Source organism: Cryobacterium sp. M15, from assembly GCF_002929675.1.
Taxonomy (GTDB): Bacteria; Actinomycetota; Actinomycetes; order Actinomycetales; family Microbacteriaceae; genus Cryobacterium; species Cryobacterium lyxosi.
The window spans coordinates 1-23,713 of the sequence record NZ_PJJW01000032.1 but is presented as its reverse complement, the minus strand read 5'-3'; the positions used below and the strand labels follow the sequence as shown (position 1 = coordinate 23,713).

Sequence of the window (23,713 nt, the reverse complement as noted above, 5' to 3'; positions counted from 1 at the left end):
ACGTGGAGTCCGCAAACGCTCTTGATGAACACGTAATCCTCCTCGATGAGAAGGGGCGTCACATCGGCACCGCGCCGAAGTACAGCGTGCACGGATTAGACACCGCGCTTCATCTGGCGTTCTCCTGCTACGTCCTCAACCCGCTCGGCGAGGTGCTGGTCACCCGCCGCGCGCTGACGAAGAAGGCGTGGCCGGGAGTGTGGACCAACTCGGTCTGTGGGCACCCGCTGCCCGCTGAGCCACCGACGCACGCTGTCACCCGCCGGGCCGACTATGAACTCGGGCTCGAGCTCGACAATATCGACGTCGCCCTCCCCTCGTTCCGATACCGTGCCACCGACAGTGGCGGCATAGTCGAAAATGAAATCTGCCCGGTCTACCTCGCCACAACCCAGCAGGAGCCAACGCCGAACCCTGACGAGGTCGCCGAGTACGCCTGGACCCGACCAGCGGATCTGTACCGTGCGGTTACGGATGCCCCGTGGGCGTTCAGTCCGTGGATGGTGCTCCAAATGCAGCAGCTGGACAATTTTCGTGCTTGACACCGTCGCGGCGGGCGTCGAGACCGAATTAGCCCGTTTTTTCGCAGCGGCACGACTGCGTGCGAGTGACTACGGTGAACACTATGTCGCCCTGTGGGATTCTCTGGAGCAGGCCAGTAGCGGCGGTAAACGAGTACGGCCCGCCCTCGTGCTCGCCGCCTATGCCGGTTTCGGTGGGCGCGATCAGACCCTCGTGTCACCGGTCGCGGTGAGCTTTGAATTGCTGCACACGGCGTTCCTGATTCATGACGACGTGATCGACCACGACCTGGCCCGGCGCGGAGTCGCCAACATCGCCGGACGCTTCACTGACCGGGCTCTGGCGCACGGAGCCTCCGCTGATCAGGCCGGTGTCTGGGCGGCCGCTGCGGCCATTCTCGCCGGCGACCTCGCGTTGAGTGAAGCGCATCGCGCGCTGGCCAAACTGCCGCTCGACGTGCCCACCAGGCTGCGACTGGTTGACCTGCTCGACCGAGCGGTCTTCGTCTCGGCCGCCGGGGAGTTGGCCGACGTCACCAACAGCTCTGCGCGGCATCCTCTCACCATGGCCGAGGTCATCGCCACGCTGGAGAACAAGACCGCGGTGTACTCCTTCGAAGCGCCACTACAGGCCGGGGCCGTGCTGGCCGGCGCGTCGGCCGAGGCGATTCGCCTGCTCGGGCAATATGGACGCCTCGTCGGGGTGGCGTTTCAGCTCACCGACGATCTGCTCGGGGTGTTCGGCGACCCCGTCAAGACCGGTAAGAGTGTCACCGCCGACCTGCGCGAAGGCAAACAGACCGCACTGATCGCCCACGCCGGCGGTACCGAAAGCTGGTCGCTGATCGCGCCCTATCTCGGCAAGGTCGATCTCAGCGAAGAGGATGCCGAACGGGCGCGGGAGCACCTGCGTGCGTGCGGAGCGAAAGCCGCCGCCGAGGGGCTCGCCTATGACCACTCCCGCCTTGCAGTCGAAACGCTCAGCCCGGCAGTCATTCCGGCAAACCTGCGAGCGACCCTGATCGAGCTGGCCGAGGCCGCCGTGAATCGGGCCCGCTAGTGAGCCAGCGCATGAGCCACCAGCCAGCCGTGCCCACGCGAACGCGCTCGGACACGAATCTGAACAAGTACGCCCAGACGGCGCAGGCCAGCTCGACGACGGTGATCGGACATTACTCCACGTCGTTCGGACTCGCCGCTCGGCTGCTGACGGCCCAGGTGCGCACACCGGTACGCACGATCTATGCCCTGGTCCGCATTGCCGACGAGATCGTCGACGGAGCCGCCGCCGAGGCCGGCGTGTCGGTTGCTGAACAGCGGCAACTGCTCGACGAGCTCGAGCTCGAGACCGAGCGCGCTATCGTTCGCGGCTACAGCACCAATCTCGTGGTGCACGCTTTCGCAGAGACGGCCCGGCAGTGCGGCATCGATTCCACCCTGATCGCGCCCTTCTTCGCATCCATGCGCCGCGATCTTGATCCGACCCCGTTTAGCGCGGAAGGCGTCGCCGAATACATTTACGGCTCCGCGGAAGTGATCGGGCTCATGTGCCTGCGCTGTTTCGTGCACTGGTCCCCCCGTAAGGCCACCGAACTTGGCGTGCTTGAAGATGGCGCACGCCACCTCGGCGCTGCCTTTCAGAAGATCAACTTTCTGCGTGACCTGTCGTGTGATCGCGAGACGCTCGGCCGCAACTACTTTCCGGGAATCGATCCGCTGAACCTCAACGACGAGCAGAAGACCGTGATCCTCGACGACATCGACGCTGATTTGGCCATTGCCAGCGCCGTTCTGCCGTTGTTGCCGCCCGGTTGCCGGCGGGCCGTGGCCGCGGCGCAGGGGCTGTTCACTCGATTGTCCAGACGGTTGCGGTCGACGCCGGCCGATCAGTTATTGCGCTCCCGCGTGCGGGTGCCAGATGGAGAGAAACTCATGATCGCACTGACTTCGAGCATCGGCCCCGGCGCGTGGAAGCGATGACACGCACCATTGTGATCGGCGGCGGTATCGCCGGTCTGGCCAGCGCTGCCCTGCTGGCTCGCGAAGGCCACGACGTCACGCTGCTGGAATCCCGGGCAGAACTCGGTGGGCGGGCCGGACTATGGGAGTCCGAAGGATTCCGCTTCGACACCGGCCCGTCGTGGTACCTGATGCCCGAGGTTTTCGAGCACTTCTACCGCCTGTTCGGCACGAGCGCGGCGGAGCAGCTCGACCTCGTGAAACTGGATCCTGGCTACCGGGTGCTCTTTGAGGGCGATGCCCAGCCGGTTGATATTCGCAGCGACCGCGCCGCGAACATCCGCTTGTTCGAGTCGGTGCAACCGGGGGCCGGCCAGGCGCTCGATCGCTATCTCGACTCAGCCAGCGAAACCTACGACATGGCCGTGAAACGGTTTCTGTATTCGAGCTTCGAGTCGTTCCAACCGTTTCTGGTACCCGACGTGCTGCGGCGCCTGGTGCGATTGGGGCGACTGCTGCTGCAGCCACTCGACAAGTTCATCGCCGGGTATGTGCGGGATCCGCGACTGCGTCAGATTCTCGGGTACCCGGCCGTTTTCCTGGGGTCAGCGCCGAACCTGACACCGTCGATGTACCACTTGATGAGCCATCTGGACCTCGCCGACGGGGTGCTCTACCCGCAGGGCGGCTTCAGCACGCTGATTGAGAGCATCGCCGCGATCGCTCGTGCCGAAGGCGTACGAATCATCACCGAAGCGCGAGTGAGCGCCATTCGGGTCAGTGCCGACAAGACGGTGCACGGGGTCAGCTACATCGATGGCTCCGGACAACCGCACAACCTCGACGCCGACATCGTGGTGTCGTCCGCTGACCTGCACCATACCGAGACCGAACTGGTTCCCGCCGAGCTGCAGACCTATCCGGAGCGTTGGTGGGACAAACGCATGTCCGGTCCCGGCGCCGTGCTGGTCATGCTCGGCGTGAGCGGCGCACTCCCCCAGCTGCAGCACCACTCCCTGTTTTTCACGACCGACTGGGGCACGAACTTCGGGCAGATCTTCGGTAAGAAGACCTCCGTACCGTCCCCGGCATCGCTGTACGTATGCATGCCGAGCGCGACCGACCCCTCGGTCGCGCCTGCCGGCGACAGCAACCTGTTCATGCTGGTGCCCGTACCGGCCGATGTGACGCTCGGTGCTGGAGGCATCAACGGCGCTGGTTCAGCCACGATCGAGCTCATAGCGGACGCCGCCATCGCGCAGGTGGCCCAGTGGGCCGGCATACCCGACCTCGCCGACCGCGTCACGGTGCGACGCACGGTCGGCCCGGCCGACTTCGCCGACGACCTGAACAGCTGGAAGGGCGGCGCCCTGGGCCCAGCGCACACCCTGCGTCAAAGTGCTTTCCTGCGCGGAACGAACATGTCCAAGAAGATTGCCGGTCTGTACTACGCCGGCGGCACCACCATCCCCGGTATCGGCCTGCCGATGTGCCTGATCAGCGCGGAAATCTTACTCAAGCGAATTCGACATGACACGACGACGGAACCGCTCGCCGAACCGCTGCCGGCGCGCCGCTTCGGCCCCGATGCGGCGCCAGCGGAGTCCGCACACAGGCGGTCGTGAGCGTTCTGTACCTGCTGGTACTGCTCGTTTCGCTCGGAGGCATGACAGTGCTGGATTGGCGCTTCCGCCTCTTCTTCTGGTGCTCGCCCCTCCGGGCCGCCCTCGTGCTCGGCATCGGAGTGCTGTTCTTTCTGCTCTGGGACCTCGCTGGTATTGGCCTCGGCATCTTCTACCGGGGTGAGACCACGCTAATGACCGGCGTGCAGCTGGCGCCGGAACTGCCGCTCGAGGAATTCTTCTTTCTGACCTTTCTCTGCTACCTCACCATGAACCTCGTGCAGGCTACCCGACTCGTACTGGCGCGGCGGGCAGCGTAATGACGTATCTCTTGTTGAATGCGGTCTTTCTCGTCGTTGCGGCGCTGGTGGCCGTCGTGGCAGTGACACGCCGGCTCATCTCGGTCCGTTTCGTCTCAGCCGTGGCTGGCGCGCTCACGCTCACCCTGCTGCTGACGGCCGTGTTCGATAACCTGATGATTGGGGCTGGGCTGTTCAGCTACGACCCGGAGCATATTTCGGGCGTGTTGATCGGTCTCGCCCCGATCGAAGATTTTGCCTACCCACTGGCCGCGGCGATTCTGCTTCCGGCCCTGTGGGTGATTTCGGGCGGTACCAGGTTAGGACGAACGGATGACTGAGCAGGTCGGCATGGCAAGAGGGAAGACCCGGCAGGTTGTGCTGTCGTCGCGACCCCTCAGCTGGGTCAACACGGCGTTCCCGTTCGCCGCCGCGTACGTGGTGACCACCGGGCGCATCGACGCGATGCTGATTGTGGGCACGCTGTTCTTTCTCATTCCCTACAACCTGCTCATGTACGGCATCAACGATGTCTTCGACTACGAGTCGGATTTGCGCAATCCGCGAAAGGGCGGGGCCGAGGGCGCACTGCTGCACCCCACGCTGCACCGAACGGTCATTGCTGCGGGGATCGTTTCGTCGGTGATTGTGGGCGGGGCGATGGTCGTGTTGGCGGGGGCGGCGCATCCGCTCTCCTGGGTCGTGATCACCGTGAGCTTGTTCGCCGTCGTGGCCTACTCGGTTTCCGGGCTGCGGTTCAAGGAACGGCCCGTTCTGGACTCGATCACCTCCAGCACCCACTTCGTCAGCCCCGCCGTGTACGGGCTCGCGGTGGCCGGCGCCACCGTCAACTTCGGCCTGATCGCCCTGTTCGCGGCGTTCTTTCTCTGGGGAATGGCCAGCCACGCCTTCGGCGCGGTGCAGGACATCGAGCCCGACCGCCAGGCCGGGATCGCGTCGATCGCCACCGCGCTCGGCGCCGCGCCGACCGTGCGGCTCGCCATCACGTTCTGGGCCCTGGCCGGCTTGTTCATGCTCGCTACACCCTGGCCAGGGCCTCTCGCGGCGGCGCTCTCCGCTCCCTACATTCTGGCAGTGCTGCCGTTCTGGTCGGTCAGTGACGAAGAGTCGGAGCGTGCGAACCGGGGCTGGAAACGTTTTCTGTGGCTCAATTTCTTCACCGGTTTTCTCTCAACGCTGCTGCTGATCATCTGGACGCGGCAGGGTGCCTGAGCGTTTGATTCGACCTCTTTCTATTACAGTGAACAGATGGAGCTAACGTCTGCCCGCGTCGACAGTTGGAGCTGGGGAGTGCGCCTGTACAAAACCCGCTCGATGGCCACGACCGCCTGCCGCGCCGGACATGTGCGGGTGAACGGCGACAAGGCCAAGGCCGCCCAGGCCCTGCATATCGGCGATGAGGTGCGTGTGCGCTTCGATGGCTTCGACCGGGTATTGATCGTGTCACGCCTCGTGGTGAAACGGGTGGGAGCCGTTGTGGCCGCCGAATGCTACGTGGATAAGACTCCCCCGCGACCGCCACGCGAAGAGGTCGCTCTGGTACCTATGCGCGACCGCGGCGCCGGGCGGCCGACCAAACGTGAACGTCGGGAGATTGATGAGCTGCGCGGGCACGTCAACGAGTGACGGATGCTGTAATAGCGGTCGCTGAGACGGCTTCAGGCTTCAGCAGGCGGGTTCGGCAGTGGTGGTGGCGCGGTGTCCGGCTGGGGCTGCTGGCTTGACGGGGCTGACTGCATCGCGGAGAGAACGTCGAGCGACCTCTTGATTCGATCTTCCGCTGCAGTATCGATCTGGGTCGCCGCGAGGTTGGCCTCACTGACCGCGCGCACGACCTCGTCGCGCTGAATCTTCACTCCCCGTGGTGCGTCGATTCCGATGCGCACGCTGTCGCCGCGGGCGTCGAGCACGGTGATGACGATATCGTCACCGATGAGGATTTTTTCCCCCAGTTTGCGTGTCAGAACGAGCATCTTTCCAGCCTACCGTTCGCGCTCGCCCGGTCGGGATAGCGGCGTCGCCACGCGACGTCCCGTCGGCGCTGCGGCAACCCGTCCGTCCATCCACTCCACCGGCAAGCCCAGGTCGTCGACAGTGGCCGGTGAGGTCGTGAATTGCCGGCCGAGCGCAGCGACCGCGTGCACCTGAATGCTGCTGGTCACCATGTTGACCCAGCGGATGGTGTCCTCTGTCTTTCGACTCGCGTCAACGACCACCCAGACCTGGTCCGCACCGATCTCGGTCAGCGCTGCCGCACGCGCAAGCGCGTCAGAGGCGGGTTCGAGCCCGTACGCGATAAACGTGCTGTGGCCGATTTCTACGCCCTGGGCTCTGGCCAACATGGCGCCGCGCCGGTCGTCGACCCGCTCAGTGCCGTCCTGCCGCAGCGTCCCTGAGGTGCGAAGGTCGCCAGCACCGGCCACGCGCAGCATCAGGAGCGCAATCGTAAGGGGGTCGTCCTCCAGCCCGACAATCAAGACCAGGTCCCCCGGCCTCGTCAGCGGCGCCGGTACCGGCGGGCGAGCGAGCGTCGGCGCTGGTAGGAAAACCGGGGTAACAACGGGTGCCGAAGCGGGTGCCGGATTCGGAGCTGCTGGTGCTCCCGTGACCGGCTCAGGATTCGAACCCGCCACAGCACCGCGGCCGGTGGCGAAGGTGAGTTCGTCCATGAGCCTCGCGAACCCCTCAGACGTCGTCGATAGCTGCGGTGACGCCTGCGTGCGGTGCAGCCTTGATTCAGCCTCGTCGGCGTCGTCGAGCAGCGCCGCTATGCCCAGCCGGGCCGAAATATCGAGGCCGGAGTGCGCCGATCGCTTGCGCTCTGCCGGTTCCGTCACCTCGACCGTGATTTCATAGTGCTGGCGTGCGAAGAATCCGTGGATGCCGCCGACGGTGACCCGTTCAGCGGCGATGATGGTGACATTGGCACCGTGCTCGGCGACGGCGCGCTCCTTCAGCTCCCGCAGTGTCGGACCCTCAAGCAGAAATCGTTTCGGCTCCACGCACCACACCCACAGTCTCAATGGTCACGTTCGCCGATGTTACTTCCTGATACGACAATACCGGCAGGCCACCGGTCTGCGTCGAAATGAGGCGACGGATAGCCGGTCGAAGCGCCGGTGCACATACCAGCACCGCGGTCTGACCGCTCGCCTCGACCCTGGCCACCGAGGTGCGTACCGAGGCGAGTACGTTCTCCAGGCGCGCCGGATCCATCAGAATCTGCGTTCCCTGATCAGAGGGGCGCAGGCCCTCGAGCATGGATTGCTCGAGCGTGGGGTCGATCATGATCACACGCAGCAGCGTGCCATCGAGGTATTGAGCTGTCAGTGCCGGACCGAGGGCCTGGCGAGCGGCCTCGACCAGGCCCTCGGCATCGTTGGAAGCCTTAGCGCGCAAGGAGAGTGCCTCGTAGATGCGCGGCAGGTCGTTGATCGGGATCTGCTCGACCAGCAGCCCCTGGAGCACCCGCTGAACCTCGGCGAGGGAGAGCAAGCCGGGAATGAGATCATCGACGGCCGAAGGATTGACCTGTTTGACGCCATCCGTCAACACCCGCACGTCTTCCCGGGTGAGCAGCCGGGCGGCGTTGGTGGTGATGATCGAGGAGAGGTGGGTGACCACGACCGAAACCCGATCGATCACGGTGGCTCCGGTCATTTCGGCGCTGTGCCGCATTTCGCTCGGCACCCACTTTCCGGCCAGTCCGAACACCGGTTCGATCGTGACCTGTCCTGGCAGGGTATCGAGCGCGTCGCCGAGGGCCAGCACCTTGCCGGCGGGGGCCAGACCACGCCCGTATTCGACACCGGCAATGCGGATGACGTAGGTCGCTGGTGGCAGATCGACGCTGTCGCGGGTGCGCACCGGCGGCACGACCACGCCGAGATCCATGGCGATTTTGCGACGGAGACCGCGCACCCGGGCCAGCAGATCGTCAGAGGCACCGGAGACGAGGTCGACGAGGTCGGGCGAGAGCATGATCTCCAGCGCATGCACGCGCATCTGCTCGATCAGGTCTTCGGTCGTGTCGGTCTTGGGAGCGCTCCTCTCCGCGGCAGTGGTGGCAGCGATACTCGCCTGTTTGGTGACCTCGCCGGCCTTGATACGTTGGGCGATCAGCATCAGCGCCATCCCGACAATGAGGAAAGGCAGCACCGGCATTCCCGGAATGAGCCCCATCAGCACAGCGGCCGCGCCGGCGATAGTCAGCGCATTGCGCGACTGCGTCAACTGAGCGGATGCCGTCGAACCGATATCGGTCTCCGCGTTCGAGCGCGTGACGATCATTCCGGTGGAGACAGCCATGAGCAGTGCCGGAATCTGGGTGACGAGGCCGTCGCCGATTGTCAGCAGCGCATAGGTGTTGACCGCCTCGCCGAGCTCCAGGCCCCGCTGCAGCATGCCGATGGCGATGCCGCCGACCAGGTTGATGATGATGATGATCAGGCCGGCGATCGCGTCACCCTTGACGAACTTGGACGCACCGTCCATGGCGCCATAGAAGTCTGCTTCGGCCGATACCTCGGCGCGACGGTCCTTGGCTTCAGCGTCGGTGATCAGGCCGGCGTTGAGGTCGGCGTCGATGGCCATCTGCTTACCCGGCATGGCGTCGAGGGTGAATCGGGCCCCGACCTCGGCGACACGCTCGGCGCCCTTGGTGACGACGACGAACTGAATGACGACGAGAATCATGAAGATGACCGCCCCGATGATGATCGAGCCGCCAACGGCGACATGCCCGAAAGCCTCGATAACCTGGCCGGCATAACCTTCGCCGAGTACCAGGCGAGTGGAGGCCACATTGAGGCCGAGGCGAAACAAGGTCGCGACCAGGAGCAGTGATGGGAAAACCGAGAAGTCGAGCGGTTTCTTCACGAACATCGTGGTGAGCAGGGTGACCAGACCCAGCATGATGTTCAGAATGATCAAAACGTCGAGCAGGCCCGCTGGAATGGGCACGACCAACAGCAGGATGATGCCGACTACGCCGACCGGAACGGCGAGCTTGATGAGATTGCGATTCACGAACGGCCTCCGGCAGTCTGCAGTGTTGATGTGGGTGTTGATGATGGCGCGGTCGCCAGCGCGCTCATGGTGTGGGTTCCCGCCGTACTGCCCCGTTTCTGCAGGGCCATGACGAAGGCGAGCACCCTGGCAACGGCGTTATAGAGTTCCGTGGGAATCTCGTCGCCGATCTCGCAGGCCGCGTGCAGCGCCCGCGCGAGCGGGACATCCTGCACAATGGGCACCTGGTCGGTCTCGGCCTGCACGCGGATACGGGCGGCCACGTGCCCGACTCCCTTGGCCACCACGCGCGGCGCGGATTTGCCCGGCTCGTATTTGAGCGCCACGGCCACGTGCGTGGGGTTGACCAGCACGACGTTGGCATCGGCGACCGAAGCGATCATGCGATTGCGACTCATCATCAGCTGGCGGGAGCGGCGCTGCGATTTGATCAGCGGGTCACCCTCTGCGGCCTTGTTCTCGTCTGTGACCTCCTTCTTCGTCATCATGGTTTTCTTGCGGTTACGTTTCATGATGACGAAGATGTCGGCGACGGCGAGCACCAGGCCGGCCGCAACGGCTGCCTGCAGCAGTGCGACCGTGCCGCTGCTGGCGGCATTGAGCAACTCCGAGACCGGCAGCCCCCCCGCCGTGAGCAACACGGGCATCAGTCCCTGAATCACCCACCACAGTACGATCCCGACGGCGGCCGTCTTGGCGAGCACCTTGACGCCCTCCCACAGTGCCTGGGTGCCGAATACGCGTTTCATGCCGGTGACGAGGTTGAACTGCTCGTACTTTCCGGTGAATTTTTTAAAGTGGATGCCGCCCTGCAACGCAGCACCGCCCAGCACGACCACGAGCACCACGACAAAAAACGGAGTCAGAATATCGGCGAGCGACGCCAACCCGTTGGCGAGGGCTTCCACTGCCACGCTCGGGTCAGGACTGTTGGCGAGGGTACCAATGAGATACATCTGGTCGGTACCCGCATTGCTGGCCGCTGCGATAGTGGCCGGCAGCATGAGGCCGGCGGCGCCAACGCCGAGCCAGGCGGTGACATCCTGCGATTTGGACAGCTCACCTTTTTCGCGCACCCTCTTCATGCGTTTCTGGGTGGCCGGTTCAGACTTTTCACCGGAATCAGTTTGGGACAATTACCTCACCCCCATGAGGGCATCGAGGGCTTGCCCAGTGAGTGAGGACACGATGCGCGGCAGGGCCATGAAGACCGTTCCGGCGAGGATCAGCGTGATGAGAATCTTCAGCGGAAAACCGAGGGCGAATGCGTTGAGCGCGGGGGCGACCCGGGTGAGGAGGCCGAGGCCGGCATCCGCTAGAAACAGTACGACGAGCAGGGGGCCGGCGATCTGCACGGCAGCGAGGAACATCTGGGTCGTACCGGCGATAATGGCCTGCGCCGGCGCGGCCAGGTTCAGGCCAGCGCCGAGCGGGATGGCGGTGTAGCTACGAAACAGGCCGCCGAGCACGAGCTGGTAGGCGCCCGAGGCGAACATCAGCGCGAGGGCGGTCATGTGAAACAAGCGGGTGAACTGGGCACCGTTGATCATGGACTGGGGGTCGAAGCCCTGCGCCATCTGGAATCCGCTGAACATGTCGATGAGACCACCGGCCGACTGCACGGCGGCAAAGACCAGATAAACCAAAAAGCCCAGGGTGGCACCGACCAGAATCTCCAGAATCAGGGCGCCGACGAAGCCGGCGGTGTCCTGGGAGACGTAGTCGGCGGTGACCCGCGGCGACACGGCCAGGGCCAGTCCGATGGCGAGCATGGCTTTGATGCGTGCGGGGAATGCGCGATAGGAGAACGGCGGCGCGATGACCAAGAAGGCGATTATGCGCACACCCGCGAGCATGACCGCTTCGATCCAGGTGAAATTGAGGGTGAACTCCACGTCAGCCTCCGCCGAGCAGGGAGGGAATCTTTTCAAACATCTGGTTGGTGAATGTGATCGACTCAGCGATCATCCAGTGGCCGCAAATAAGCAGGACCAGTGCCACGGCCACGGCCTTGGGCACGAAAGACAGCGTGACTTCTTGAATCTGCGTGATCGACTGCAGCAGCGAGATGGCAAAGCCCACTACGAGGGCGGTGATAAGTACGGGGGCCGAGAGTTTGGCCGCGAGGATGAGGGCCTGCAGGCCGATGTCGAGCACGGCGTTGGTGTTCATGCGGCCATCTGGTAACTGCCGATGAGGCTCGTGATGATGAGCCCCCAGCCGTCGACGAGCACGAACAGAAGGATCTTGAACGGTAGCGAGATCATGACCGGTGGCAGCATCATCATGCCCATCGACATCAGCGCCGCGGAGACGACGATGTCGATCACCAGGAAGGGGATGAAGATGACAAATCCGATGATGAACGCGGCACGCAATTCCGAGATCATGAACGCGGGAATGAGCGTCAGCAGGGTGACGTCATCGGGACTGTCCGGGTTCGGTTGATCGGCAGCCCGGGTCATCAGCGCCAGGTCTTCGCCGCGCGTGTTGGCGAGCATGAATTGCCGCAGGGGTTCCGAACCCAGATTCAGCGCATCGGTGAAGTTCAGTGAACCGTCGAGGTAGGGCTGCAGTGCGATGTTGTTGATATCGGTCAGCACGGGCGCCATGATGAACAGGGACAGGAAAAGGGCTAGTCCGGCGAGCACCTGGTTCGGCGGGATCGACGGCAGCGCGAGGGCGTTGCGGGTCATAGCAAGCACCACGAAGATCTTGGTGAAGCTCGTCATCATCAGCAGCAGTGCCGGTGCGACCGACAGCAGGGTAATGCCCAGCAGGGTGACGATCGCCGATGAGGGCGCGCCGTTGGGACCATTGATATCGACGGTGAGCCCGCCGCCACCGGGGTCAGTCGGGTCGGTCGGGTCGGTCGGAGGCGTCGGGTCGATCGGCATGGCATGGCCCGCCGTCGCTCCGAGCCAGAGCAGCGCCGTCGTGGTCACCACGATGAGGATGATGAACAGGCCCATGCGCGCGAAAAAGGCCCGGGAGCCGATTCGAGATGGGGCGGTATTCACCGTCCCTGCCGAAGTAGTGCGGCGGTTTGGCGCCACGTCGACGGCGACAGGATCGATCCGGCCAGCGGAGCGGAGGCGGCGGGCGGCGCTACGCGAGCGGCATCATCCGCTTCAGCTGCGGCCAGGGAACGGGCGAACGCCGTCGCTGGCGCCGATTGCGACCCGCCCAGCACTGAAATGGCGGCGTCGAGGGTCGAGACGGTTGCGGGCACAAGGTATTTCTCGTGCAGCACGGTCACGGCCTGCTCGGTGACGCCGAGAACGAGGCGCGTTCCGTCGACCTCGACGACGACAACGGAGGCCTTCTGCCCAATGGGCTGACGTCCAACGACGGTCACCGGGTTGGCGACACCCAACGCGCGCGCTCCGCGCGACAGGCGTCGCTGCAGGTACCACAGCAGTGCGAGAACCACGCCCAGTGACAGGGCGACACGCACCGCAACAATAAGGGTGTCCACTTACGACAGGCCATCCGCTACATCGAGAATCTGGGTGATGCGCACGGCGTAGTCTTGGTCGACGACGACGATTTCACCGTGGGCAATCAGGCGACCATTGAGCAGAATATCGGCCGGCGCTCCCGCGGAGCGATCCAGCTCGATAACGGCGCCCGGCGTGAGTGATAAGACGTCACGCACGGACATGCGGGTCCGCCCGATTTCAACCGTCAACGACATTTCAACGTTGCTGATACGCCCCAGGTTGCCCAGGGGTGTGCGCTCTGGCGCCGATCCTGGCCCGCCAACAACTCCGTTCTGGCGAACGCGAATGGCAAACCAACCGGTCACCACCCCGCCCGCGCTCAGTTCGAAAACCTCGGTCTCTGTGGCGGCGAACAGTGCTGAGGCGTCTTCGACCCGGGAATCGCCGAGCACGCCGATTCCGAGCACTGCCGACGCGCTCTCCAGGGCCGGACGGAGAACGTCCCGGCTGGAAACGAGCTGTGAGTCCGCTCCGGCAGCGGCGTCGAGTGACGCAGAGTCGGTGAGCACAACGGCCAGGTCAGCGGATGTCGTACCCACGAACGAGGCCACCACGGCCGAACCGACGCGCGATGCCAATTCGGCGCTGACGACGTGTGGCAATGCCTGCAGCGGTACCGTCGTGGGCAACACACGTATGAGCGCGTCGACGGCGACTTCGGGAATAGATCGGGTAGAAATCATTGGGCAGTTTCCTCGGTATCAGTGACGATGCAGGCCAGCCGTGAACCGTTGGCCCCGACGGCGGCGCGGGCCAGCGACTGGCCGTCAACGGTCAGATTGAGCGGACGATGCTGGGGATGCGGAATGTGTAGAACATCGCCGACCGCCAGCGACAGAATGCGACTGGGCAGCACATGGGCGGTCTCGAGTCGAAGCGATACGTCAACCGGTACGGCCGCGATCTGTGCCTGCAGAAATTCGGCAGCGTTCGATGTGGTGCTCGTGGGGTTCGCTTCGCCGAGTTGCGGCATCAGTGCCGTGGCGGGAATCGCCACCGTTGCCGTGGCCGTGACCTTTTCCACTCGAATTGCGAACGTCGCGACCACCATGAGGTCGCCGGTTGCCGCCGCTTGCGCGAACTGGGAGTTGTACTGAATGGCCTCGACCCCCATTTCGTCGACGATCAACGGCCCAAAGGAATAACGCAGGTCTTCGAGGCTTTCCGAAATGAGCTTGCGAATCAGGGCCAGCTCGATCTGGGTGAAGTTGCGTTCAGCGAGCACTGGGTTGCTGCTGTTGCCGCCGAGCATATGGTTCACCCAGGTGAGGGCCGACGTGGTCGGAAACTGTATGACCGCGCGGGCTTCCAGGCCCGCAACCGTGCACAGCACCATGGCGGTTTTCGGCGGTAGCGAACCCGCGTACTCGTCGTAGGTGGCCATGAGCACTTGCTCGCAGGTCACCATGCAGAGCACGCGCACGCGGGCGGTCAGCTGGGTGCCCCACTGCCGCGCAAAAGTCTCAAAGGCCAGTTCTAAAACACGGGCGTGTTCACGTGCCAGGGTGGTGGGCCGCCGAAAGTCGTACAGCTCAACGCTTCGTGCCGCTTTGACGAGCGCACTGTTGCCGACCTGATCCTGGACTGTCACGTTGGGACTATCGACCGGCCCCGTCGAAAGGTAAGAAATCTCAGCTAGCCGAAGCGCCGCGCCGGTTTATGATCAGTCCTCGGCGGCCACGCCGGGAATGAGTGCCCGCACGCTGTCCGGCTGATCTGAGAGCAACACGATATCGACCCGGCGGTTCTGTGCCATGTCAGCGAGTGTGGAACCGGTGTTCGCCGGCTGGGCCGATCCAAAGGCGACGGCGGATATCAACCCTCCGGTGATGCCGCCCTGCTCCACAAGTCGACGCAACACCTGGGTAGCCCGGCTTGCCGACAATTCCCAGTCGCTGGCGAAGGTGGCGGATTGGCCGTGTTTGTCGGCGTGCCCTTCAACCGAAATTTTCTGCGCGGTGGCTACGAAGGCCGGTGCTGCGGCATCGAGCACCGTGATCGCGGCTGCCGTGAGTTGAGCGCTGTCCGGTGCGAAGAATGTTTCACTCCCCACCAGCCCCAGGGTCAGTCCACGGTCGGTGATGTGAAATTCCACGAGGTCGGCTACCCCGGCTTTGGTCAGGTTAGCGGTGACGGCAATCTTGAGCTGATCAAGCTTCATGACCTCCTGTCTGGCGGCTTCGGCGTTTGCCAGTGCCTGGGCCGTCGCCTCGGCCGGATCGAGAGCATCGGCGGAGTGAGTGACTTCTGTGGGTGATTCGCCCTTGTTGTCGACAAGGTCAGCCGGAACAACGACTCCCTCAGCGGTGTCGACCATACCCGCATCCACCGCTCCGAACCCGGTGGCCAGGGAATTAGCCAGCTGCTCGTACTTGTCTTGATCGACGGTCGACATGGCGAATAGCACGATGAACATACACATCAACACGGTGACCATGTCCATGTAGGAGGCCATCCACCGTTCGTCGGGGTGGACGTCCTCCTCTTCAACCATTTTGCGGCGCTTGGCCCGCACACTCATGCTGCTTCGGGAAGGTCTTTATCCTTACCCTTACCTCTGGTCTTCGTCTTGGTCTTGGCGGCTACCCCAGCAGCATCCGCAGCGCCGTCTTTGCCCTTGGCGCCGACTTTCGGCAGCAGCTCAGCGGGCACCATGGCGCGCAGGCGTTCTCCGAGAAGGCGTGGCTGACTGCCAGCCTGCACGGCCAGGGCGCCTTCCATGACGAGAGTCATGCGGTCGGCCTCGAGGTCGGCCAGGCGACGCAGGCGCGAGCCGAGCGGCAGCCAGATGAAGTTGGCCGAGAGCAGGCCCCACAGAGTTGCGACGAAGGCGGCCGCGATCATCGGTCCCAGTGTCGCGGGCGTGTCCAGGTTTTCGAGAACGTGGGTCAACGATACGACCGTACCGATGATGCCAACCGTTGGGGCGTACCCGCCAAGACCGGTGAAGAATTTGGCGGCGTTCCGATTCGATCGAGCCGCTGTCGCGATCTCGTCCTCGAGGAGCATCCTCAATTCATCTCCGTCGGTACCGTCGGCGATGTTCTGCAGGGCGCCGCGCAGAAACGGGTCCTTGATCTCGTCGGCCGCCTGATCGAGTGCGAGCAGGCCGGAACTGCGGGCGGTTTCGGCGAGTCCGACGACCTGGTCGATAACGGACTGCGGCGGCGTGGTCTTGCCGAGGAACGCTCCGGGTACTGCCTTGAAGGCAGACGTGAAGTCCTTGATCGTGCCGCCCGCAAGGCCGACCGCGATGGTCGCACCGAAGACCAAAACCATGGGCGCTGGCAGCAGGATGGACATGACAGAAGAATGTTCGAGGGTGATCATGGCAACGAGGGCACCGAAGGCGAGTACCAGGCCGATCAGAGTTGCGGGATCCACTAGATCTTCCTGGGGCCTCGTGGCAGGTCCCCGGCGCTCGGGTCGTAGGCGAGCGCAATGACGTGGGCACGGTAGCGGGCGATTTTCTCGATCACATCTTCCATGGATTCGGTGACGATGAAGTTGGCGCCGTCGACCATGACCAGGGTGGTGTCCGGGTTGGCGTGGATGCGTTCGATCAGATCCGGGTTAATCGCAAAGTGACTGTCATTCAGCCGCGTAAGTACGATCATGTGCTCATCCTGTCTCGAACGACTCGAGGGAGGCGTCATTGTGTACCATCGGCTGCCGCGCGGCTCATGTTAGCTAGCGCGGCTGGCCAGTTCGTCGGCCGCTTGCGTGCACAGACGCCTCTGGCCCCGACAGGTGCGGGGCCAGAGACGATGCGCATGGGGCGATTACCGCTTCTACCGGGAACGAGGGGTGTCTCCCCCGGTAGGGCACTTCGCCCTGTCTCCTGCGAAGCCGCGAGGACGAGAAGAGGCGGACCATCTTAGGCCGAGAAAACTGTCTCCCTCCATGGGCGCGGAAGCCGCGTTTCAGCGTGTCGGGACCAGGAGGTGTGGGGCGGCCTACGCCCCATACTTGATGAACACCCTGACGTAGCCGGGTTGCTTGTCCGGCACACACCTGCCGACCAGTCTGACGTTTTGTAGGCGCTGCACCAACGCCGCGTGTGCATCGTCAGCGGGCAGGGTCGCCTGACGTTGGCGGCCAGGCACGCGGGCGTACTCATTGCCGAGCTTCTGGAGAACAGTCAGCAACTCGGCGGCCGGCAGATCATCGAGGTGGTCGACCATCAGTTTCACGATCGGGCGTGGCGGGACATGATGCAGCAGCATCAGTTCGATGTCCGGCCAAGCCACGGTGACTCTGTTCGCGAAAGCGAATTGAGCAAAACCGACCATAATCTCGGTGGTAAGCCTGTCGGAATAGTGCTCGAGCTGGCGCAGCACTGGTGTGCGGACCTCCTTTGTTCTTAGGCTCTGATCGTTTCAGACCCATACGCTTTCCCTATGCGCGGCGCTTCGGGTGGGCTTGGAAACTACCCGCAATACTCGGTGTCACGTGCCACGCTAATTCGGACTTCTGCCACCTAGCTCGGACAAGCCGCAGCTTTAGTCTTCTGATATGAGCAGCTGGCCATATTCTTGTCCCCTGACGCGACGCCTATACTCCGTTGTCAGGCTGGGGAGTTGTGCGTCGGCAAGCCCGCGCGCGAGCGGATCGAACTAGGAAATTTGCAAGGTTGCGTTGATTCTGTGCGCACGTTCTGCCATCGCTAGCTGGCGCCGTCGCCCGTCTCGACACCGGATCGGTCTGGCGTTAGCCCTAGGGAGCGTGCCCGGCCCTAAAAGGCGGCGCGGGATATTCCGAAAGCGCGCGCGGGATATTCCGAAAGCGCGCGCGACCTACGCCGTTGTCTCGACACCTTCGGTGAGCCGGTGGGCATAACGGATATGTCTGTTGGCTAGTGCGGTCTTTTGTCCGGTGAGGTCTTGTCCATTAGTGCAGACGCGGTCGTGGCCTATGAGCATTGCGGTCATGGTTTAAGCTGTAGCGTTTAGCACCCGTTGACCGGGCATTTTCTCGGGCGGGTCTTACGGGAATCGGGCGCCCACGGAACCATGTGGGTCGTCGTCGGCACTCCTTGCACGCGGGGTGTCCCGGTGGTCGTCCGGCTAACGGGCACTCGTGAAGATCTCCGGCGACTCGATCCACGCAGGACACGTTTGACCGCTGTCCCTGCCCGTTGGTGTATCGCGTGTAGCTTCCGGACATGATGGGTGGGAGCGGAGCGCCAACGGGGGAAAGTCGCCTGCCCTCGTGGGCACTGGAAACGATCGGTGCCTAGGTGGCGGTAGTCGCCGGGCTCGTGGCTGCGGTGTCCGTGATGCGCGCCTTTGAGATGAAGCGCGGGCCGGGAGCATCCGAAGTGCTGGTTCTTGTCATCGTCATTCTGACGTCGCCACTGTCAACTGCTTACTCTGTCTTCGGTTCAATGGGTTCTTCGCAAGGGTCGGGCCAAGGAGGATTTGCAGTTGCGGTGCTGGCCGTGAGCGCGGCACTGAATTACCTGGGGTTCTTCCTCGTGGCTGTGATCAATGCTGCTGCCGTCTTCAGATTGATAGTCCTGGGAAATCGTCGCCGGCGGGCGGCAGCTCAGTCCGATTCCTGACCTTGAACCGCCCCGCTAGGGCCCGTTGACCCAAGGCGCAGCAGTGGTCGGGCGAGGACAAGACCGCAAATTAGGCCAGCGAGGGCAACTGGGAATGCCACCAGAGCGCTGAGGTGCGGGAGCAAAGAACTTCCGAAAAATAGGGTGAGGCCGCCGACGAGGATTGCCGGGGTTGCAACGAGGGCGCATGCCCAGATCGGGGTATGCATCAGTCGAGCCCAGACCGCAGCCAGGAAGAGGGCGACCGAACCAAGAAAGATGAGAATCTTCCCAACACGATCGCGTTCAAGAGCCTCCCCGGTCGGCTCGAACAAGAATGTTTTGTCGAGACCCGTGCCGAACAAGAGAAGTCCGACGACAATGAGTGCGGACCATGCAACCAGGGCGGTAACCCAGAGTAAAAGACGTACCCACCTGACTGTCATAGCTCCACTTATCTTGGTAGTCGTCAGGTGCGGAAGCTGAATTGCGCTTCATGAATGCTGCCGTCGTCGAGTTTCAGGTGGAATGTTCGGCAGGTTCCCGCCCAATCGGACGCCGTTTTCCACACATAGCTGTAGGTGTCCGTAACTTGATCGTATGACAGGCTGCTGGCCCCGGCAGTAGTAGTGGTTTCGACTTCATCAACGTTCGCGCCGGTCGTGCAGTCAACCCGAACCGACGTTGGGGAGCCCGCCGAGACAATTCCGAGGCCGAAGTTGCCGCCGAGGCGGAACTTCATCGGTACGGCACGACCTGCTGTCATGGCGTTGACGACAGGGGCTGCGTCAACGGGTGCCAGAAAGCCCTCGAACTGGTACTTCGGGATGTCGACGATGTGGTCTGCCGACGTAAATGCCTCGCCGCCCTGATCGTCGCGGATTGCCAAGGTCGTCAGGTATGTGCCAGCGGTCGTGTATGTGTGGCTCACCCGACTGCCGGTAGCGATGCTGCCATCTCCGAATTCCCAGAGGTATTCGACCACGGTCCCGTCGGCGTCAGCGCTCGCGCCGCCATCGACCGTGATGGTCCGCCCGACGGTGGCCAAAGACATCTGCGCTTTCGGATCCTGGTTAGGGGTGGGAGCCTGCCAGATGTCTAGGCTGGTCTGTTCTCCTTGGGCGGCTACCTGTGCACCGTAGAGGCTTGCCGTCCACTCGCCCGCCTCAGCAGCAGCGATGTGGTAGCTCTCGAACGTTGGCCCAACCTCATGCTCCACGTCCGAAGCGCTCGTACTGCGGGTGATCGTGCGCCCTGATGGTGAAGTTAAGGTCAGGACAACGTCGCTGCCCGGCCATTGTGTGGACACGTCGAGTGGCCCACCGGTGGAGTTGAACGAGTACTGGGTCGTCTCGAACGGAAGCACGTTGAACAGATTGCTGTACAGAAAGTTTTGCAGCGCCGCGGCCACGTCGTCGGCAATCAATTCGTGTCCGAACGCGTTCGGATGATACGACTCTTCTCGCGGCAGCTTGATTCCGTTCATGAAGTGTTGGTCGCTCGGCCCGCACAGCTCATGCCCGCTCGGCGTGTCGTAGATGTCGACAAACTGTAGACCCAGGCCGCGGGCCTTGTCACGGATGGCGTTGTTGAGGCGGCGGATCTCGCTGTTGATCCATCGCTGGTCTGTGATGCGCACACCGCCGCAGTAGTCGTCGCTGAAGCGGTTGTGCGCACCCCCGTCGACGTAGAACCGGGGATAGCCCAGGACGACAATACGAGCGAACGGCGCCCGTCTGCGAACCTCCTTGTAGACGCTCTCCAGTCGACCACCCTCAACCAAGTTGATATAACTCTGGTCGATCCCCGCAGCGAAGTCCCCCTCGCAACTGGCTTCGTGGAATGGATTGAGAACATCATATAGATGTGCCCTTTACGCACGATTCGAGCACTTCGGCGAACTTCATGTCGTTGCCGCCGATGCCCAGGGTGACTAGCTTAGTGCTGCTACTAAGCCGGTCCAGCTGCGCAATACCATCAGTGTACGGCGGCTGATTTGGGTTGTAACTGACGGCCAAATCGTTGATGACGGCGCCACTGCAGGCCCCGAAGTCCAAATTGAGAGTGACGACGCCCGCATCGACAAGCCGACGCGGATATGCGTAGGCCGAACGGTGGCATTTATTGCCGTTGACGTCAGTGAGCGGCAGGTAGGCTCCGGCACCTTCACCAGACTGGAACGAGTCTCCCAGCGCGACGTACTGGGTTAACGGTGCGTTACCGTCGCGAACGCGAAAGACGTGCCGTCCACTGACGGTGCTATCGGTGCTGGTAGCCGTCAGGCCCGAAGTATTTGAGTCCAGGAATGCGCCGTTGACTGCGGAGCCGCGCAGTTCGTAGGAGGTGCCATCGAGGCCACTTCCGTTGGAGAACCCCGCAACGGCGGAGTTGCCACCCAACCCAGCCGAACCGCCGCTGGCATCACCAGACTCCCATTGCACCTTGTCGTAATTGAAAACAATGTCGAAATCGCCAGCGGACGCGGAGTCTTCACGATTGACCAACAGCAACTGGAAGCTGTTCAGTTTGTCGGTGTGTCCGCTGTAGTAGCCAACGTCGACCCAGTTCACACAAAACGCTCGATGGCCCTCGTAGGTAGTGTTCCCCCACCCGTATCGAACAGTTTGCGAGCCAGCGGCTCTGGTGTCGACGTCAGCGAAGAATGGCGCGATGATCTGCGCGCTCGTGCCGGCCAGGCCGAAGGGGGTGTAGGTCGACAAGGACCTGTCAAAGGTCACGTTGCCGTTATTGTTCACCCACAAGTGCTCAAAGGAGGTTCCGTAGAAGTTGACCCCGAACGGCAACGCAACCTGGTTAGTGGACGAGTCGTCGTTACCGGTCAGCTCATGCTGCATACAATCCATGGAGTCGATCACTGCTCCACCAGATGCCTCAGCGGTGGACACCGCCACCTGGCCACCCAGCGCCATTGCAATGACTGCAAACGCAGCAGTGTTCCGCTTCCAGCTAAGACGCACAGTTTCCCCCAGTGTGTTCGTGTGGCTGCTTGGACACTACTGTGGTTAATCGTTAGGCCGCGCCGCCCCATTCGGGGCGGAACGCTCTGCGACATCGGTTCACGTACTGCCGACCAAAAGTCGCGCCAGGTCGCGCCCTGCGACCAGCCGAGGTCACGGCCTGAGCGCTGGCAAATCAATGTCTTGATCAATTCATTCAACAATTGCTACAAACGCCGTCGCGGCGGCAGCGCCGACGATCCGGTCCCGGACAGGGTTCGGCTTAAGAAGATCTCAGGACTCTGCCATTGTCAAAGAATGGACTGGCCCACAACTGAACCCATTATTTCTCTGCGACTCTTGTTGGAACCGCTGTCGGTGGAGCACGCCGCTGCGATGATCGAGGTTTTGGCCGATCCTTCGCTCTATGACTACACCGGCGGAGAAATACCGTCTCTGACGGTGTTGGAAAAACGATATGCCACGCAGGCCGTTGGGCACTCTGATGATGGTTCGCAGTGGTGGTTGAACTGGGTTGTCACAAAACGAGACGTAGGGACACCGGTGGGATTCGTACAGGCAACCGTCGAAGACGACGGGGTAAGTCTCGTGGCTGACATCGCTTGGGTGATCTCACCGAACTGGCAAGGGCAAGGGATCGCTTCTGAGGCAGCTCAAGCGATGGTCGCCTGGTTGCGATCACACGGAGTCCATCGCCTCACAGCGCACATTCATCCCGACCATCAGGCCTCCATGAAGGTGGCGCAAAATCAAGCCCTACACGCGACCTCATCGAAGAAGGACGGTGAAACTCGCTGGGAATCCCAGCAACCGTAGAGCGTCCCGCAAGAGGTTCGGCTTACGGGCCTGTGCTGGCGCCCGCAGTGGCATTCGCATCCGGCTCGGTTCGTGTCACTCTTGGATGCCCTCGGAGTCACCGTGAATGTTGGATCGCTCTTCGTTGTGGGTACTTTCCCGTTGAACGGTGGCGAACCATCGTGGGTTTTAGAGTTGGTTGAGGTGGTTGCGAGTGGCGAGGACAGAGTAATCGACTGGGGCATTTGCCGTTTCAGCGGAGGGTTCTGGTTCCCCTGCCACGATGCGTAGAGGGAGTAGGCCAGCCCACACAGAGCGATCCTCTCCATCTCCTGGCTCCTCAATTAATGACGAACTGTTGTCTTTCACGCTTGCCGTCGTGAGCGGCACCCGAAGGACCATCGTTGCGGCCAGCTCACGCTGAAGAATTGGCCGTACTTCCCCTGCCCGACCAGGCATCAGGTGTTCAGCCAGCATCACGAGTGCGGCTTCTTTCTCGGCGTCCGGAAGGGCGGTCGCAACCCCGTGAATAACGGCCGCGCGATACCGCATTGAGCTATCGAAGAGCGAGCGAGCATAGACGAGCCCATCGAGATGAGTCACGGTGATGCATAGCGGCACACCCGCGGCCAGTCGTCGGAAGAAGTCGCTACCCGTCGACCCGTGGAGGAGAATTGAATCGCCGTCGCGTGCGAACCCGACCGGCAGTGCTACTGGCAAAGAATCACGCACAATCGCGACGTTCGCGGCCAAGCCCTCGTCGAGCACCGAATACAAGGCGGAACGTTCAGTGGTTTGGTAGTGAGCCAGACGACGCACCTGTGTCTGTTCAGTCAAGGGCAGGGCACCTTCAGCTTTAGTTTCCATTCCATCATCAAAACTGACGAAGCGGACCATGTAATAGACCAGTTTCATAGGTTTCTACTGGACCAGTAGGAAAATAGAGCCATGATCCTCCTCGAGCCTCTTTGCCCTGGCACGGACACGCCACTCTCCGAGCAACTCGCGCGTCAGATACGGTCTGCGGTTGTCGACCAGTTCCTCAGAGCGGGCGATGCTCTCCCGTCATCACGCGAACTTGCCATCACCTTGAAGATCGCGCGAGGGACAGTTGTGACTGCCTACGACACACTCGTTGGGGAGGGCTTTCTCCTGAGCTATCCAGGTCGCGGGACGTTCGTCGAAGACATTCCCCGCCTCCCATCGAGTCCGCACCCTCAGGAAGACCGATCCACCGCTAAATGGACAATGTCGGAGGGAGGCATCGATTTGCGGCCTGGGTACCCATCCACCCGGGGCCTGGCGGATGCGACGTGGCGCTCCGCGTGGAGGCAAGCGACCTCCCGTGACCCGAGCTCCGTGAGGGTCACGTCCCGCTGAGTGGTGGAGTTTCTCAACACCGTGCGGGTCAGTTGGTTTAGTTTAGGCGGCAGCGAGTTCTGGGA

Annotated in this window: 29 protein-coding genes; 11 read left to right on the top strand and 18 right to left on the bottom strand. The window is 62.7% G+C overall.

Features of this window, described 5'->3' with window-relative positions:
- Window positions 1–2: 2 nt before the first annotated feature.
- From idi to CXY83_RS04325, 8 genes are read left to right on the top strand one after another with little or no spacing between them, the layout of a single operon-like run.
- Window positions 3–542 (top strand): isopentenyl-diphosphate Delta-isomerase, encoded by a 540-nt coding sequence (idi, locus tag CXY83_RS04360; RefSeq protein ID WP_104196176.1) that lies wholly within the window; start codon window positions 3–5, stop codon window positions 540–542.
- On the top strand, window positions 535–1,581 hold the full coding sequence (locus tag CXY83_RS04355) for a polyprenyl synthetase family protein (RefSeq protein ID WP_158251828.1): 1,047 nt from the start codon (window positions 535–537) through the stop codon (window positions 1,579–1,581). Before idi ends, CXY83_RS04355 begins: the two co-directional genes overlap by 8 nt.
- Before the next feature lie 11 nt (window positions 1,582–1,592).
- On the top strand, window positions 1,593–2,501 hold the full coding sequence (locus tag CXY83_RS04350) for a squalene/phytoene synthase family protein (protein ID WP_104196272.1): 909 nt from the start codon (window positions 1,593–1,595) through the stop codon (window positions 2,499–2,501).
- Window positions 2,498–4,105 (top strand): phytoene desaturase family protein, encoded by a 1,608-nt coding sequence (gene crtI, locus CXY83_RS04345; RefSeq protein ID WP_104196174.1) that lies wholly within the window; start codon window positions 2,498–2,500, stop codon window positions 4,103–4,105. Before CXY83_RS04350 ends, crtI begins: the two co-directional genes overlap by 4 nt.
- Window positions 4,102–4,422, top strand: coding sequence for a lycopene cyclase domain-containing protein (locus CXY83_RS04340; RefSeq protein ID WP_104196173.1), 321 nt, complete (start codon window positions 4,102–4,104; stop codon window positions 4,420–4,422). The genes crtI and CXY83_RS04340 overlap by 4 nt, the downstream gene beginning before the upstream one ends.
- The gene (locus tag CXY83_RS04335; protein WP_104196172.1) at window positions 4,422–4,742 is read left to right on the top strand and encodes a lycopene cyclase domain-containing protein; all 321 of its coding nucleotides are present in this window, start codon (window positions 4,422–4,424) and stop codon (window positions 4,740–4,742) included. Before CXY83_RS04340 ends, CXY83_RS04335 begins: the two co-directional genes overlap by 1 nt.
- Window positions 4,735–5,634, top strand: a complete 900-nt coding sequence (locus CXY83_RS04330; RefSeq protein WP_233200580.1) for a prenyltransferase — start codon at window positions 4,735–4,737, stop codon at window positions 5,632–5,634. Before CXY83_RS04335 ends, CXY83_RS04330 begins: the two co-directional genes overlap by 8 nt.
- Before the next feature lie 36 nt (window positions 5,635–5,670).
- Window positions 5,671–6,048, top strand: coding sequence for an RNA-binding S4 domain-containing protein (locus tag CXY83_RS04325; protein ID WP_104196171.1), 378 nt, complete (start codon window positions 5,671–5,673; stop codon window positions 6,046–6,048).
- Between the two features lie 32 nt (window positions 6,049–6,080).
- On the opposite strand, the gene csrA is transcribed toward CXY83_RS04325, so the two are convergent.
- The 14 genes from csrA to CXY83_RS04255 form a co-directional block, all read right to left on the bottom strand.
- Window positions 6,081–6,395: a carbon storage regulator CsrA gene (gene csrA, locus CXY83_RS04320; protein ID WP_104196170.1), complete on the bottom strand. Its 315-nt coding sequence runs from the start codon at window positions 6,393–6,395 to the stop codon at window positions 6,081–6,083.
- A 9-nt stretch (window positions 6,396–6,404) separates the two neighbouring features.
- The gene (locus CXY83_RS04315; RefSeq protein ID WP_104196169.1) at window positions 6,405–7,424 is read right to left on the bottom strand and encodes a hypothetical protein; all 1,020 of its coding nucleotides are present in this window, start codon (window positions 7,422–7,424) and stop codon (window positions 6,405–6,407) included.
- The gene (locus tag CXY83_RS04310) at window positions 7,399–9,450 is read right to left on the bottom strand and encodes a flagellar biosynthesis protein FlhA (RefSeq protein WP_104196168.1); all 2,052 of its coding nucleotides are present in this window, start codon (window positions 9,448–9,450) and stop codon (window positions 7,399–7,401) included. The genes CXY83_RS04315 and CXY83_RS04310 overlap by 26 nt, the downstream gene beginning before the upstream one ends.
- A complete protein-coding gene (locus CXY83_RS04305; protein ID WP_104196167.1) occupies window positions 9,447–10,586 on the bottom strand; it encodes a flagellar biosynthesis protein FlhB in 1,140 nt (379 codons plus the stop codon). The genes CXY83_RS04310 and CXY83_RS04305 overlap by 4 nt, the downstream gene beginning before the upstream one ends.
- Window positions 10,587–11,345, bottom strand: a complete 759-nt coding sequence (locus tag CXY83_RS04300; protein WP_174722225.1) for a flagellar biosynthetic protein FliR — start codon at window positions 11,343–11,345, stop codon at window positions 10,587–10,589.
- A gap of 1 nt (window position 11,346) precedes the next feature.
- Window positions 11,347–11,622 carry a flagellar biosynthesis protein FliQ gene (fliQ, locus tag CXY83_RS04295; RefSeq protein ID WP_104128455.1) on the bottom strand — a complete coding sequence of 92 codons (276 nt, stop codon included), beginning with the start codon at window positions 11,620–11,622 and terminating at the stop codon, window positions 11,347–11,349.
- On the bottom strand, window positions 11,619–12,422 hold the full coding sequence (fliP, locus tag CXY83_RS04290; protein WP_104196166.1) for a flagellar type III secretion system pore protein FliP: 804 nt from the start codon (window positions 12,420–12,422) through the stop codon (window positions 11,619–11,621). The genes fliQ and fliP overlap by 4 nt, the downstream gene beginning before the upstream one ends.
- Before the next feature lie 44 nt (window positions 12,423–12,466).
- Window positions 12,467–12,928 (bottom strand): flagellar biosynthetic protein FliO, encoded by a 462-nt coding sequence (gene fliO, locus CXY83_RS04285; RefSeq protein WP_104196165.1) that lies wholly within the window; start codon window positions 12,926–12,928, stop codon window positions 12,467–12,469.
- Complete coding sequence (gene fliN / locus CXY83_RS04280) at window positions 12,929–13,636, bottom strand: flagellar motor switch protein FliN (RefSeq protein ID WP_104196164.1); 708 nt, start codon at window positions 13,634–13,636, stop codon at window positions 12,929–12,931. It lies immediately after the preceding gene.
- Window positions 13,633–14,544, bottom strand: a complete 912-nt coding sequence (locus CXY83_RS04275; protein ID WP_174722224.1) for a flagellar motor switch protein FliM — start codon at window positions 14,542–14,544, stop codon at window positions 13,633–13,635. The genes fliN and CXY83_RS04275 overlap by 4 nt, the downstream gene beginning before the upstream one ends.
- A 72-nt stretch (window positions 14,545–14,616) precedes the next feature.
- A complete protein-coding gene (locus CXY83_RS04270; protein ID WP_233200579.1) occupies window positions 14,617–15,447 on the bottom strand; it encodes a flagellar motor protein MotB in 831 nt (276 codons plus the stop codon).
- A 23-nt stretch (window positions 15,448–15,470) separates the two neighbouring features.
- Window positions 15,471–16,337, bottom strand: a complete 867-nt coding sequence (locus CXY83_RS04265) for a motility protein A (RefSeq protein ID WP_104196163.1) — start codon at window positions 16,335–16,337, stop codon at window positions 15,471–15,473.
- Entirely contained in the window at window positions 16,337–16,570 is a 234-nt protein-coding gene (locus CXY83_RS04260; protein WP_104196162.1) for a flagellar FlbD family protein, read from the bottom strand. Before CXY83_RS04260 ends, CXY83_RS04265 begins: the two co-directional genes overlap by 1 nt.
- Window positions 16,571–16,909: 339 nt before the next feature.
- Complete coding sequence (locus CXY83_RS04255; protein WP_104196161.1) at window positions 16,910–17,293, bottom strand: hypothetical protein; 384 nt, start codon at window positions 17,291–17,293, stop codon at window positions 16,910–16,912.
- Between the two features lie 899 nt (window positions 17,294–18,192).
- Between CXY83_RS04255 and CXY83_RS04250 the strand changes: the two genes are divergently transcribed.
- Window positions 18,193–18,516 carry a hypothetical protein gene (locus CXY83_RS04250; protein ID WP_104196160.1) on the top strand — a complete coding sequence of 108 codons (324 nt, stop codon included), beginning with the start codon at window positions 18,193–18,195 and terminating at the stop codon, window positions 18,514–18,516.
- Here CXY83_RS04250 and CXY83_RS04245 read toward each other — a convergent pair.
- From CXY83_RS04245 to CXY83_RS18315, 3 genes are all read right to left on the bottom strand, one after another.
- Window positions 18,501–18,941, bottom strand: coding sequence for a hypothetical protein (locus CXY83_RS04245; RefSeq protein WP_104196159.1), 441 nt, complete (start codon window positions 18,939–18,941; stop codon window positions 18,501–18,503). The genes CXY83_RS04250 and CXY83_RS04245 overlap by 16 nt on opposite strands.
- 23 nt (window positions 18,942–18,964) lie before the next feature.
- Window positions 18,965–20,278 (bottom strand): PxKF domain-containing protein, encoded by a 1,314-nt coding sequence (locus CXY83_RS18320; protein WP_104196158.1) that lies wholly within the window; start codon window positions 20,276–20,278, stop codon window positions 18,965–18,967.
- A gap of 73 nt (window positions 20,279–20,351) precedes the next feature.
- The gene (locus CXY83_RS18315) at window positions 20,352–21,407 is read right to left on the bottom strand and encodes a nidogen-like domain-containing protein (RefSeq protein ID WP_199184885.1); all 1,056 of its coding nucleotides are present in this window, start codon (window positions 21,405–21,407) and stop codon (window positions 20,352–20,354) included.
- A 249-nt stretch (window positions 21,408–21,656) separates the two neighbouring features.
- Between CXY83_RS18315 and CXY83_RS04230 the strand changes: the two genes are divergently transcribed.
- Window positions 21,657–22,289: a GNAT family N-acetyltransferase gene (locus tag CXY83_RS04230; protein WP_233200577.1), complete on the top strand. Its 633-nt coding sequence runs from the start codon at window positions 21,657–21,659 to the stop codon at window positions 22,287–22,289.
- A 168-nt stretch (window positions 22,290–22,457) separates the two neighbouring features.
- Here CXY83_RS04230 and CXY83_RS04225 read toward each other — a convergent pair whose 3' ends face one another.
- Complete coding sequence (locus CXY83_RS04225) at window positions 22,458–23,183, bottom strand: pyridoxamine 5'-phosphate oxidase family protein (RefSeq protein WP_199184884.1); 726 nt, start codon at window positions 23,181–23,183, stop codon at window positions 22,458–22,460.
- Between the two features lie 33 nt (window positions 23,184–23,216).
- On the opposite strand from CXY83_RS04225, the gene CXY83_RS18530 reads away from it, so the two are divergent.
- Window positions 23,217–23,648 carry a GntR family transcriptional regulator gene (locus CXY83_RS18530; RefSeq protein ID WP_104196155.1) on the top strand — a complete coding sequence of 144 codons (432 nt, stop codon included), beginning with the start codon at window positions 23,217–23,219 and terminating at the stop codon, window positions 23,646–23,648.
- Window positions 23,649–23,713 lie beyond the last annotated feature (65 nt).

Excerpts from the sequence above, each read along its gene's own strand:
- CXY83_RS04350 (WP_104196272.1), top strand. The coding sequence starts at position 1,593 with ATGAGCCACCAGCCAGCCGTGCCCACGCGAACGCGCTCGGACACGAAT.
- crtI (WP_104196174.1), top strand. The coding sequence starts at position 2,498 with ATGACACGCACCATTGTGATCGGCGGCGGTATCGCCGGTCTGGCCAGC.
- CXY83_RS04335 (WP_104196172.1), top strand. The coding sequence starts at position 4,422 with ATGACGTATCTCTTGTTGAATGCGGTCTTTCTCGTCGTTGCGGCGCTG.
- CXY83_RS04330 (WP_233200580.1), top strand. The coding sequence starts at position 4,735 with ATGACTGAGCAGGTCGGCATGGCAAGAGGGAAGACCCGGCAGGTTGTG.
- CXY83_RS04325 (WP_104196171.1), top strand. The coding sequence starts at position 5,671 with ATGGAGCTAACGTCTGCCCGCGTCGACAGTTGGAGCTGGGGAGTGCGC.
- csrA (WP_104196170.1), bottom strand. The coding sequence starts at position 6,395 with ATGCTCGTTCTGACACGCAAACTGGGGGAAAAAATCCTCATCGGTGAC.
- fliQ (WP_104128455.1), bottom strand. The coding sequence starts at position 11,622 with ATGAACACCAACGCCGTGCTCGACATCGGCCTGCAGGCCCTCATCCTC.
- fliP (WP_104196166.1), bottom strand. The coding sequence starts at position 12,422 with ATGGGCCTGTTCATCATCCTCATCGTGGTGACCACGACGGCGCTGCTC.
- fliN (WP_104196164.1), bottom strand. The coding sequence starts at position 13,636 with ATGATTTCTACCCGATCTATTCCCGAAGTCGCCGTCGACGCGCTCATA.
- CXY83_RS04270 (WP_233200579.1), bottom strand. The coding sequence starts at position 15,447 with ATGGTTGAAGAGGAGGACGTCCACCCCGACGAACGGTGGATGGCCTCC.
- CXY83_RS04260 (WP_104196162.1), bottom strand. The coding sequence starts at position 16,570 with ATGATCGTACTTACGCGGCTGAATGACAGTCACTTTGCGATTAACCCG.
- CXY83_RS04245 (WP_104196159.1), bottom strand. The coding sequence starts at position 18,941 with ATGACAGTCAGGTGGGTACGTCTTTTACTCTGGGTTACCGCCCTGGTT.
- CXY83_RS04225 (WP_199184884.1), bottom strand. The coding sequence starts at position 23,183 with ATGAAACTGGTCTATTACATGGTCCGCTTCGTCAGTTTTGATGATGGA.
- CXY83_RS18530 (WP_104196155.1), top strand. The coding sequence starts at position 23,217 with ATGATCCTCCTCGAGCCTCTTTGCCCTGGCACGGACACGCCACTCTCC.